We start from the raw sequence: 12,669 nt of genomic DNA on the forward strand, positions 1-12,669 counted from the left end.
CGCGCAAGCAATATAGTCCCTGCCCGCTTCATCAGACAAATCGCCCGGCACGCATCCCGCATCGCATCGATTCGCGGGATGCAAGCGATAAAATTGCGCCCAATCGCCTACACTCGCCCCGCACAGGACATCGATACCGCATGAATATCTATCCGCAGGTGCTTCGCAACCGCCCGCACATGATGCTGGGGCTCGCCGCCGGCGTCGTGGCCGGCCTCCTGTCTCCCGTTGCGCTCTCGCTTTCGGCGCGCGCGCTGCTCGGCTGGGACGCGGCGGTGTGGGTCTATCTCGTGCTCATCTGGTTTCACATGGCTTTCGCGACCGACGATGACGTGCGCCATCACGCGCAGCGCGAAGACGAGAACGCGGTTGCGGTGCTGTTCGTGATCTGCGTGGCCACTGTCGCGAGTATTTTCGCCATCGTGCTGGAACTGGGCACGACCAGGGAGCTCGGCATTGCATCGAAGCTGCTGCATTCGGCCATCACCGGCCTCACGCTGATCGGCGCGTGGTTCCTGATTCCGACCATCTTCACGCTGCATTACGCGCGCATCTACTACGGCTCCGACCAGAATGCGCCTGTCCTCATGTTTCCCGACGATAACTTTCAGCCCAACTACTGGGACTTCCTGTATTTCGCCTTTACGATCGCCGCGGCATCGCAGACCGCCGACATCAGCGTGCGCGGGCGCAGCGCACGGCGCGGCGTCCTCGCGCAATCGATCCTCTCGTTCTATTTCAACGTCGCCGTACTCGGCCTGTGCGTGAACATCGTCGCAAGCATGGTCGGCGGCTGAGCGTTCGCACACATCCGTCTTCACGGCTTTTACGCCGTCTTCAGGCATGGCCCTTGCTCGCCTCGCGAGCAAGGCGTCCGGCGTGCTTCGTGGTTTGGCTCCGGCCGTCTTCTGCACTACATTGAACTAGACGCGCCGCGGCGAGCGCAGCGCGGCACGCTCCGGCACCCTCCGGGCAACGTGATCGCAGCAGGCGGCATCCACGTTGTCCGACGTATCTGGAAGACGACTGATGGAACCTCCCCACGCCTATGCGCCGCGGATCTATTTCGTCCATTCCGTCCATGTCGGGCCACTCGACGCATGGCCTGCGCTCTTCGCGCACGCCGCCTCGCTCGGCTTCGATCATGTGCTGATCGGCGCGCTGTTCGCGCCCGGCCTCTCCGGCGACGGCCGCATCGTCGCCGATCATGCGCGCCTGCACCCTGGCTTCGGAACGTCGCAATCGGCCGACGTTGCGCTGCGCACGCTCGCGCAAGCCGCACGCGAGCGCGACATCACGCTGCTCGCCGATCTCACGCTCGACCGCACCGCCGCCGATGGCGTGCTTTACGCCGCGCATCACGAGTGGTTTCATCCGTTCGAGCCCGAAGACGCGCGGCTCGATCCGCGCCACGGCCATAGCGACGCCAATGTCGCCTACGCCGATTTCGCCCGCGCGGGCGCGCCGCTCGCTGCGTGGTGGGCGCAGCGCATGATCGAACTCGTGCAGGCCGGCATTGGCGGATTTCGCATCGACTCGCCGCATTGCACGCCGCGAGACGTGTTGCGCCGCATCTTCGACACCGTGCGCCAACGCCAGCCCGACGCGCGCTGGCTTGCCGCCACGCCGGGACTCGCGCGTCCCGCCATCGCCCAGCTGGAAGGCGTGGGGTTCGACGCCGCCTTCACGTCGCTGCGCTGGTGGGACTATGCGGCGAGCTGGATGGTGGAGGAACACGACGTGCTGCGGCACGTCGGCTCGCCTGTGGCGTTTCCCGAAGCCCCGTATGGCACGCGTTACGTGCACGACCAGGAAGGCGCTGCCGATGCGCGCGCAATCGAGCGGGCCTACCGGCGCATGTTGCGCGCGGCGGCGGCGCTCGGCACGGGCTGGCTCGTGCCGATGGGCTTCGAATACGGCGTGAGCGAAATCGTCGAGCATGCGGGCGGCAGCGCAGCGGACTGGGAGACCGCCAGGGCGCGCGCGCCGTTCGATCTGTCCGCCGACATCGCGCACGCGAACGCCTTGCAGCGCGAAACGTGGACCTTGCAGACCAACGGCGAATTGCGCGCGCTGAACGGCCCTGGCGCGCCGGTCGCAGCCCTGCTGCGCGGCGACCGCGCGGATCTGCGCGACGCCGAAGACGCCGTGCTCACACTCATCAATCCCGCGCTCGCCGCGCCCGTGCGCGTGGACATGGCGCGTCTGCTCGACGGCGTGCCAGGCGGCTTCACGCGCTTTGCGCCGCTCGATGCCGAAACGTTGCGTGGCGCACGCGCCGCCGCGACGCGCGACGCAAGCGCAGTGCCCGACACCTTCACGCTGCCTGCGGGCGCGTGCTGGATGTTGCGCGCGCTCGCGGCCCCCATCGTCGAGCTTGCGCCGTCTGAAGACGTTGCGAAGACGCGCACGAGCGGCCACAAGAGCGTGATCGATGCGCTCAGTGCGCCGCGCATCGCCATCGAGAGCGTGACGCCTTCCGTCGATGAAGGCCGCTTCGTGGCGAAGCGCACCGTGGGCGAGCGCGTCGAAGTGCGCGCGGCGATCTTCGCCGATGGCCACGACCATATCGACGCCGCCGTGCTGTGGCGCGCCGCCGACGAAACCGCATGGCACGAGTCGCCGATGACACCCGTGCCGCCCGCGGGCACCGACCTGTGGAGCGGACACTTTCCGCTCGAACGCATCGGACGCCACGAATTCGTCGTGATCGCGTGGCGCGACGACTTTGCTTCGCTCGTCGAACACGTGCACAAGAAACGCGCGGCAAACCAGAGCGTCGATCTGGAGATGGAGGAAGCGAGCCGTCTTCTCGCGCTGTTGCTCGCGACCGCCGAAACATCCGACGCGCCCGAGGCTCACGACACGCAGGCCGCACGCAACGCAACGGGCAACGAACCGGGCGGCGACCACGCCGCCGTGGTGGCCGCGCTCGATACGATTGCGCGGCGCTTTGTCGGCGCGGATACGGACACGCGCTGCGCCGTGCTCGCGGCCCCGGCGACGGCAGCCGCCGTGCGCGCCGCGCATCATCGCCCGTTCCTCTCGCGCGATGCACACGTGCGCCGCGTGGACGCCGAACGCCGCGCCGCGCGCTTTGCGAGCTGGTACGAGATCTTCCCGCGTTCGATGAGCGACGACGAATCGCGCCACGGCGGTTTCGACGACGTGATTGCGAAGCTGCCGCGCATTCGCGACATGGGTTTCGACGTGCTGTATTTCCCGCCGATCCATCCGATCGGCGTGACCAACCGCAAGGGGCGCAATAACGCCCTCGCGGCGCAGCCGGACGACGTGGGCAGCCCGTATGCGATCGGCGCGGCGGAAGGCGGCCATACGGCGATTCACCCGCAGCTCGGCACGCTCGAAGATTTCCTGCGCATGCTGGCCGCCGCGCACGAGCACGGGCTCGAAATCGCGCTCGATTTCGCCATTCAGTGCTCGCCCGATCACCCGTGGCTGAAGGCCCATCCGGGCTGGTTCGCGTGGCGTCCCGACGGCACGCTGCGCTTTGCCGAGAATCCGCCGAAGAAGTACCAGGATATCGTCAACCCGGACTTCTACGCGCACGATGCGAAGCCCGGCCTGTGGCTCGCGCTGCGCGACGCCATTCTGTTCTGGGTGGATGCGGGCGTGCGCATTTTCCGCGTCGACAACCCGCATACGAAGCCGCTGCCGTTCTGGGAATGGATGATCGCCGACGTGCGCGCGCGCCATCCCGACGTGATCTTTCTTTCCGAAGCCTTCACGCGGCCTCACCTCATGTACCGGCTCGCGAAGCTCGGCTTCTCGCAGTCGTACACGTATTTCACCTGGCGCGAGTCGAAGCGCGATTTCACCGATTACCTGACCGAACTCACGCAAACCGCCGTGCGCGACTTCTATCGGCCAAACTTCTTCGTCAATACGCCGGATATCAATCCGCGCCATCTGCAAACCGGCACGCGGGCGAGTTTCATGATTCGCGCGGCGCTCGCCTCGACGCTTTCCGGTCTGTGGGGCGTCTATTGCGGTTTCGAACTCTGCGAGGGGCACGCACTGCCCAACAGCGAAGAATATCTCGACTCCGAAAAATATCAGCTTCGTGCGTGGGACTGGAACCGCCACGGCAGCATCGTCGCCGAAATCACCGCGCTGAACCGCATCCGGCGCGCGAATCCGGCGCTGCAAACCCATCTCGGCGTCACGTTTCTCGACGCGCGCAACGATCAGGTTCTCTGCTTCGAAAAGGCCACGCCGGTGCGCGACAACGTCGTCGTCGTCGCGATCAGCCTCGACCCGTATGGCGAACAGCGCGCCGATTTCGAACTTTCGTGGCACACGTTCCAGCACTGGCGGATCGACGACGGCGCTGCGCTCGCCGTCACCGATGAACTCACGGGCCAGCGCTTCGAATGGCATGGCCGCTGGCAGCACGCGCATCTCGAAGCGCACGTGCGGCCCTTCGCGATCTGGCGCATCGAGCCCTTGCACGGCCTGCCGCGCGACGAGCCGCCGGCCGAAGCCGAAGGCGCGCAACTGGAGCACGTGAAGGGCCACCCCGAACTCGACGCGGATTTCCCCCCCGGAGGCGCGACGTGAAACACGAACGCCCCACTCACGAGCCGTCCGCACGCGATGCCGCGCACGAAGCCACGCACGAAGCCACGCAGAAAGCGGCACACGAAGGCGCACACGACAGCACGGCGCTGCAGGCGCGCGAGGCGAGCGCCGCGGCGCAGCGGCGCGGCAAGCCTTCGCCGCTCCCCGACGATCCGCACTGGTACAAGGATGCGGTCATCTACCAGGTGCACGTGAAGTCGTTCTACGACGGCAACAACGACGGCGTGGGCGACTTTCCGGGCCTGCTCGCCAAGCTCGACTACATCGCGGGGCTCGGCGTCACGGCGATCTGGCTGCTGCCTTTCTATCCGTCACCGCGTCGCGACGACGGCTACGACATCGCCGACTACCGCAACGTGCACCCCGATTACGGCCAGCTCGCCGACGTGCGCCGCTTCATTCAGGAAGCGCACGCGCGCGGCCTGCGCGTGATTACCGAACTCGTCATCAATCACACATCGGACCAGCATCCGTGGTTCCAGCGCGCGCGCCGCGCACGGCCCGGCTCGAATCACCGCAACTACTACGTGTGGTCCGATACGGACACGAAATATGCGGACACACGCATCATCTTCATCGACACGGAATCGTCGAACTGGACGCACGATCCCGTCGCGGGCGCGTATTTCTGGCATCGCTTCTACGCGCACCAGCCGGACCTGAACTTCGACAATCCCGCCGTGCTGCGCGAAGTGCTGCAGATCATGCGCTTCTGGCTCGACATGGGCATCGACGGGCTGCGCCTCGACGCCGTGCCGTATCTGGTCGAACGCGAAGGCACCAACAACGAAAACCTGCCCGAGACGCATGCGATCCTCAAGCAGATTCGCGCCGCCATCGACGCGCACTACCCGAACCGCATGCTGCTCGCCGAAGCGAACCAGTGGCCCGAGGACGTGCAGGAATATTTCGGCCATGAAGACGAATGCCACATGGCGTTCCACTTCCCGCTGATGCCGCGCCTGTATATGTCGATCGCGAGCGAAGACCGCTTTCCGATCATCGACATCATGAAACAGACGCCGGATCTGCCGCCCAGTTGCCAGTGGGCCATCTTCCTGCGCAATCACGACGAACTCACGCTGGAGATGGTCACCGATTCCGAGCGCGACTATCTCTGGAACACCTATGCGAGCGACCGGCGCGCGCGCCTGAATCTCGGCATTCGCCGCCGCCTTGCGCCGCTCATGGAGCGCGACCGCCGCCGCATCGAACTCATCAATTCGCTGCTGCTGTCGATGCCGGGCACACCGGTCATCTACTACGGCGACGAACTCGGCATGGGCGACAACATTCACCTCGGCGACCGCGACGGCGTGCGCACGCCGATGCAATGGTCGTCGGACCGCAACGGCGGTTTCTCGCGCGCCGATCCCGAGCAACTGGTGCTGCCGCCGCTCATGGGCTCGCTCTACGGCTACGACGCGATCAACGTCGAAGCGCAGAACCGCGATCCGCATTCGCTGCTCAACTGGACGCGCCGCATGCTCGCCACGCGCCGCGCGAAGCAGACCTTCGGACGCGGCACGATCCGCTTTCTGCGGCCCGCGAACCGCAAGATCCTCGCGTACCTGCGCGAGATGCCGGACGAAGCGCCGATCCTGTGCGTCGCGAATCTTTCGCGCGCGCCGCAGGCCGTCGAGCTCGATCTTTCCGAATTCGCCGGAACGTCGCCGATCGAGATGACCGCCGACTCGGTGTTTCCGCCCATCGGCCAGTTGCCGTATCTGCTCACGTTTCCGCCCTACGGCTTCCTGTGGTTTCTGCTGTGCCCGGGCAATCAGCGGCCGGCCTGGAGCCAGCCCGCTTCCGAGCAATTGCCCGAGTTCGCGACTGTCGTGATCCGCGAAGGGCAGGTCGGCCCCACGCCCGAGAACGTACGGCTGCTCGAATCGGAAGTGCTGCCGTCGTGGCTGTCGCGACGGCGCTGGTTCGCGTCGAAGGACCGTGCGCTCAAGCGCGTGCGGCTCGCTGCGCTCACAACGATCCAGGGCGGCGGCTTCGCGTTTACGGAGATCGAAGCCGAACTCTCGGATGGTTCGAGCGAGCGTTACGTCCTCCCCATCGCAATCAGCTGGGGCGCGGAGACCACGACGCCGCTGCATATCCAGCTTGCGCTTTCGCGCGTGCGGCGCGGGCGCAATATCGGCTACCTCACCGACGCCTTCTCGCTGCCGTGGTTCGCCTACGGCGTGCTGCGCAAGCTGCGCGAACACGCGGCCGTGCCGACCGTCCAGCAGAGCGTGATCCACTTCCGGCCCACGGAGCGCTTCGACGCCATCGACCTCGGCGAGACGCCCGAGATCCGCTGGCTCGCCGCCGAGCAGAGCAACAGCTCGCTCGTGATCGCCGAGGCGCTCGTGCTCAAGCTCGTGCGCAGACTCATGCCGGGCGTCCATCCCGAAGTGGAAATGAGCCGCTATCTGACGAAGCTCGGCTACGCGAATACGGCGCCGCTCTTCGGCGAGGTCGCGCGCGTCGATCCCGAGGGCGTTCCGCACACGCTCGCGATCCTGCAGGGCTTTATCGACAACCAGGGCAATGCGTGGGACTGGGCGCTCGACTATCTGCGGCGCACCGTCGACGAACTCGCGCTCGCCTCCGATGACGACGCCGCCGATCAGGCCCACGAAGAAGAAGCGATACAGGGCTATTGCACGGTGATCGGCGTGATCGGCAAGCGGCTCGGCGAACTGCATGCGGCGCTCGCCACGCCGACCGAAGATCCGGCATTCGCGCCGGTTCAGGCCACGCACGACGACGTGCGCAAGTGGATCGCCGAAACGAAGACCATGCTGACCGCCGCGCTCGACATCCTCGCGCGGCAGACAGCGAGCGAGCAGCACACGCTCGACGACGACGCGTGCGAACTCGCGCGCGACCTCGTCGCCCACCGCGACGCGCTGATCGCGGCCATCGGACACCGCGTGCCGCTCGACGCGACGGCATGGCGCATCCGCATTCACGGCGATTTCCATCTGGGCCAGGTGCTGCTCGCGCAAGGTGACGCGTATCTGATCGACTTCGAAGGCGAGCCCGCACGTCCGCTCGCGCAGCGCCGCGCGAAGACTTGCCCGCTGCGCGACGTGGCGGGTCTGTTGCGTTCGCTCTCGTATGCGGGGGCCGCCGCACAATCGTCGACCGAAAACGCCCCGCAGCAAACCGCCGAGCGCAAGCGCGCGCTGTTCGAGCGTTTTCGCGGCTGCGCCGCCGATGCGTTTCTCAGCCACTATCGCGCCGCCGTGGCCGACATGCCGCACGCACTCGTGAGCGCCGCGCACGAACAGGAACTGCTCGACCTGTTCCTGATCGAGAAAGCCGCCTACGAGATCCGCTACGAAGCGGCCAACCGGCCCACGTGGCTCGCACTGCCGGTGCGCGGACTCGCGCTCATCGCCGCGCGCGTGCTCGGCGCAACAGGGACGGCGAGTACGACGGAACCCACGGGCGCCCCCCCGGCGGGAGGCGCTCATGGCTGAACGCGCACCGAACGCGGGCCTCGCGCAACAGGACATCGACGCGCTCGTCGCCGCGCGCCATACCGATCCGTTCGCGCTGCTCGGGCCGCACATGATCGACGGCGCGCCCTATGTGCGCGCGTGGCTGCCCAACGCGGCGAGCGTGCAGGTCGTCGCACGCGACCGCGCGCACGTGATCGGCGAACTCACGCGCATTCATCCCGCAGGACTCTTTGCGGGGCCGCTGGCCGAGGTGGTGCCCTACCGGCTCGACATCGACTGGCAAGGCGTGACCCAGGAAGTCGAGGACCCCTATTCGTTCGGCCCGCAGCTTTCCGAAGACGCATTGCGCAGACTCGCGAACGGCGACCCGTACGCCGTGCTCGAATGCCTCGGCGCGCAGCCGCTCGTCTGCGACGGCGTGCCCGGCACGCGCTTCGCCGTGTGGGCGCCGAACGCACGGCGCGTCTCCGTCGTGGGCGACTTCAACGCGTGGGATGGCCGCCGCCATCCGATGCGGCTGCGTCACGAAGCCGGTGTGTGGGAGCTGTTCATTCCGCGCGTGGCCGCCGGTGCGCGCTACAAGTACGAGATTCTCGGCGCGCGCGGCGACGTGCTGCCGCTGAAGTCCGACCCGTGCGCCCTGCAGACGGAAAGCCCGCCCGCGACGGCGTCCATCGTCGCGCCCGTCGAAGCGCTCGATCACTTTGCGTGGCACGACCGCGAGTGGTTGCGCACGCGCAGCGAAAAGCAGAGCGCGCGCAGCGCCATTGCCGTGTACGAGGTTCACGCGCCCTCGTGGCTGCCGACCCAGGGCGAAGACGCGCCCGCCCCCAACTGGTCCGCGCTCGCCGACCGCCTGATCCCCTACGCACAGGGCATGGGCTTCACGCACATCGAGCTGATGCCGGTGGCCGAGCATCCGTTCGGCGGCTCGTGGGGCTATCAGCCGCTCGCGCAGTTCGCGCCGACCGCGCGCCTCGGTTCGCCGCTCGACTTCGCGGCCTTCATCGACCGCGCGCACGAAGCGGGGCTGGGCGTGATCCTCGACTGGGTGCCCGCGCATTTTCCGAACGACGCGCATGGCCTGATCGATTTCGACGGCACCGCGCTCTACGAACACTCGGATCCGCGCGAGGGCTATCACCCCGACTGGAACACGATGATCTACAACCTCGGCCGCCGCGAGGTCAGCGCCTTTCTGATCGCGTCGGCGCTCGCATGGCTGCTGCGCTATCACATCGACGCCCTGCGCGTGGACGCCGTCGCGTCCATGCTCTACCGCGACTATTCGCGCGGGGCGGGCGAATGGGTGCCGAATGTCTACGGCGGCCGCGAGAACCTCGAAGCGATTGCCTTCCTCAAGCGCCTGAACCACGAAACGCAGTACGTGCCGCAACGCCCCGGCGTCATCACGATCGCGGAAGAATCGACCGCCTGGCCCGGCGTGACCGCGCGCCCCGAGGACGGCGGCCTCGGCTTCCAGTTCAAATGGAACATGGGCTGGATGCACGACACGCTGCACTACATGCACGAAGACCCGATTCACCGGCGCTACCACCATCACGAGATGACCTTCGCGCTCGTCTACGCGTGGTCCGAGCATTTCGTGCTGCCGCTTTCGCACGACGAAGTGGTGCACGGCAAGGGCTCGCTGATCGGCAAGATGCCCGGCGACCGCTGGCAGCGCTTCGCGAACCTGCGCGCGTACTTCGGCTTCATGTGGGCGCATCCGGGCAAGAAGCTGCTCTTCATGGGCGGCGAGTTCGCGCAGTGGGCCGAATTCGATCACGACGGCACGCCGCAGTGGGCACTGCTCGACGACCCGCTGCACCGCGGCGTGCAAAAGCTCGTGCGCGACCTCAACCGGCTCTATGGCGCCGAACCCGCGCTCTATGCGCTCGACGCCGAACCGGGCGGCTTCGAATGGCTCGTCGGGGACGACCGCGACAACAGCGTGCTCGCATGGCGCCGCGTGGACGGCGCGGGCCGGGAGATCGTCGCCGTCTGCAACTTCACCCCTGTGCCGCGCCACGGCTACCGCATCGGCATGCCGCAGCCCGGCCAGTGGGAGGAAGTGCTGAACACCGACGCCGCCTGGTACGGCGGCTCGAACATGGGCAATGGCGGCGTCGTCTGGACGCAGCCCGTGGCGAGTCACGGCAAGCCGCAGTCGGCGGCGCTCGTGCTGCCGCCGCTCGGCACGCTGTACTTCCGCCTCGTCCGGTAGCGACGGCGAGCGCGAGTTACACGGAAACAGCACGGAAACAGCACGCAAACGACGCGCGAGCAACACACGGGCAACTTCGGGACGACGATGCAACACGAAGAACAAGACGAGGAGCATCGACATGGCTAACGGCGCGCCCGAGCGCCTGCTGCCGGGCATGCCCTGGCCGCTCGGCGCGTCGTGGGACGGGCTCGGCACCAATTTCGCCGTGTTTTCCGCCAACGCCTGGCGTATCGAGCTGTGTCTCTTCGACCGCACCGGCCGCAAGGAACGCATGCGCTACACGCTGCCCGAATGCACCGATGAAATCTGGCACGGCTATCTGCCGGGCGCGCATCCGGGCACCGTGTACGGCTTTCGCGCGCATGGGCCGTATCAGCCGCATCAGGGCCATCGCTTCAATCCGCACAAGCTGCTGCTCGACCCGTACGCGCGGCGGCTCGTCGGCCAGTTCCGCTGGTCCGACACGCTGTTCGGCTATCGCGTCCACTCCAACCGCGCGGACCTCTCGATCGAACGGCGCGATTCGGCTCCGGCCATGCCCAAGGCGATGGTGGTCGCGGACAGCTTCGACTGGACCCGCGACGTGCGCCCCAACGTGCCGTGGGACAAGACCGTGATCTACGAAATGCATCTGCGCGGCATCTCGATCGAGCGCCACGACCTGCGCGCGCACACGCGCGGCACCTTCGCCGGACTCGCCACGCCGCACTTCATCGAGCATCTGCACAAGCTCGGCGTCACCGCCGTCGAACTGCTGCCCGTGCATGCGTTCATGCACGAGCGCTTTCTGGTCGAACGTGGACTGCGCAACTACTGGGGCTACAACACGGCGGCGTTCTTCGCGCCGGAGCCCGCGTACCTCGGCGGCTACGACCCCGACATGATGCGCATCGCCGTGCGCCAGCTTCACGCGGCGGGCATCGAGGTGATTCTCGACGTCGTCTACAACCACACCTGCGAAGGCGGCGAAACGGGGCCCACGATTTCGTGGCGCGGGCTCGACAACGCCAGCTACTACCGCGTCGTGCCAGGCGACGAGCGCCACTTCATCAACGACACCGGCGTCGGCAACACGCTGAATCTCTCGCATCCGCGCGTGCTGCAGATGGTGACCGATTCGCTGCGCTACTGGGCCACGTCGTACCGCATCGACGGCTTTCGTTTCGACCTGGGCGTCTCGCTCGGACGCGAGGCCACAGGCTTCGATCCGAACAGCGGCTTTTTCGACGTGCTGCGCCAGGACCCCGCGCTCGCATCGTGCAAGATGATTTCCGAGCCGTGGGACGTGGGGCCGGGCGGGTATCAACTGGGCCAGCATCCGCCCGGTTTCTCCGAATGGAACGACCGCTTTCGCGACAGCGTGCGCCGCTTCTGGCGCGGCGACCGCGGGCAGCGCCCCGAACTGGCTGCGCGGCTCACCGGGTCGGCCGATCTGTTCGACAAACGCAGACGGCGGCCATGGGCGTCGATCAATTTCATCACTTCGCACGACGGCTACACGCTCGCCGACGTGGTTTCGTACAACCGCAAACATAACGAAGCCAACGGCGAAGACAATCGCGACGGCCACAACGAGAACTGGAGCGAGAACTGGGGCATCGAAGGCCCGGCGATCGACCCCGCGATCATCGATACGCGCGCACGCGTGGCACGCTCGATGCTTGCGACGCTCTTCGTCGCGCTCGGCACGCCGATGATGGTGGCGGGCGACGAAGCCTGCCGCACGCAGCGCGGCAACAACAACGCGTACTGCCAGGACAACGATATTTCGTGGATGGACTGGACGCTCGCCGAATCGCCGCAGGGCGAAGCGATGGCGGCGTTCGCCGCGCGCGCGATTGCGCTGCGCCGGGACCATCCGTTGCTGCGTGAAACGCACTTTCTGTTCGGCGAGCGCGAAGTGCTGCCCGACGCGCTGCCCGGCGTCCACGATATCGACTGGTTCGACGAGCACGGCGAGCGGCTTTCGACCGAAGCGTGGCAGGACCCCGAAGCGCGCGCGTTCGCGCTGCGCCGCGCGGGCCCGGACCTCGACGGCGAAATGGAAGTATTGTTGATCATGCTGAATGCCTCGCCCGGCGCGGTCGCGTTTTCGGCGCCGACGCCGCGCATGCAGTGGGAGGTGCTGCTCGACAGCGCGCATCCCGCCGCCGCGCCGTTCGTGCTGCCGGGCGACACGTTCGAGGTGGCCGCGCGCGCGATAGCGGTACTGTGTGCACAGCCCCTGCGCAAACCTGCGCAAGCAGCCGAACCGGCGCGCGACGACGCCCCGCTGCCGCCCGATCCGAGGACTCCGCTGGAACCGAGGACCCCGCCCGGCCCGAGCGCCGTCCCGGCACCAGGGCCTGCTCACACGAACAGGCCCTAGCCACAGGA

5 protein-coding genes are annotated in these 12,669 nt (G+C 67.1%); all 5 read left to right on the top strand.

Features of this window, described 5'->3' with window-relative positions:
* The first annotated feature begins 140 nt into the window (after positions 1 to 140).
* The 5 genes from EPN59_RS13680 to glgX all read left to right on the top strand — a co-directional run bounded on the left by EPN59_RS13680 (position 141) and on the right by glgX (position 12,661).
* The gene (locus EPN59_RS13680; protein WP_293043117.1) at positions 141 to 797 is read left to right on the top strand and encodes a DUF1345 domain-containing protein; all 657 of its coding nucleotides are present in this window, start codon (positions 141 to 143) and stop codon (positions 795 to 797) included.
* A 232-nt stretch (positions 798 to 1,029) separates the two neighbouring features.
* A complete protein-coding gene (locus tag EPN59_RS13685; protein ID WP_293043119.1) occupies positions 1,030 to 4,581 on the top strand; it encodes a maltotransferase domain-containing protein in 3,552 nt (1,183 codons plus the stop codon).
* Between the two features lie 107 nt (positions 4,582 to 4,688).
* Positions 4,689 to 8,081 (top strand): maltose alpha-D-glucosyltransferase, encoded by a 3,393-nt coding sequence (gene treS, locus EPN59_RS13690; protein WP_293043126.1) that lies wholly within the window; start codon positions 4,689 to 4,691, stop codon positions 8,079 to 8,081.
* Complete coding sequence (gene glgB / locus EPN59_RS13695; protein ID WP_293043121.1) at positions 8,074 to 10,290, top strand: 1,4-alpha-glucan branching protein GlgB; 2,217 nt, start codon at positions 8,074 to 8,076, stop codon at positions 10,288 to 10,290. The genes treS and glgB overlap by 8 nt, the downstream gene beginning before the upstream one ends.
* Before the next feature lie 121 nt (positions 10,291 to 10,411).
* Positions 10,412 to 12,661 carry a glycogen debranching protein GlgX gene (gene glgX / locus EPN59_RS13700; protein WP_293043122.1) on the top strand — a complete coding sequence of 750 codons (2,250 nt, stop codon included), beginning with the start codon at positions 10,412 to 10,414 and terminating at the stop codon, positions 12,659 to 12,661.
* The last annotated feature ends 8 nt before the right edge of the window (positions 12,662 to 12,669 follow it).

The sequence above is a fragment of the Paraburkholderia sp. genome, from assembly GCF_004298475.1.
Lineage (GTDB): Bacteria > Pseudomonadota > Gammaproteobacteria > Burkholderiales > Burkholderiaceae > Paraburkholderia > Paraburkholderia denitrificans.

Coding starts and splice junctions, on each gene's coding strand:
- EPN59_RS13680 (WP_293043117.1), top strand. CDS start 141: ATGAATATCTATCCGCAGGTGCTTCGCAACCGCCCGCACATGATGCTG.
- EPN59_RS13685 (WP_293043119.1), top strand. CDS start 1,030: ATGGAACCTCCCCACGCCTATGCGCCGCGGATCTATTTCGTCCATTCC.
- glgB (WP_293043121.1), top strand. CDS start 8,074: ATGGCTGAACGCGCACCGAACGCGGGCCTCGCGCAACAGGACATCGAC.
- glgX (WP_293043122.1), top strand. CDS start 10,412: ATGGCTAACGGCGCGCCCGAGCGCCTGCTGCCGGGCATGCCCTGGCCG.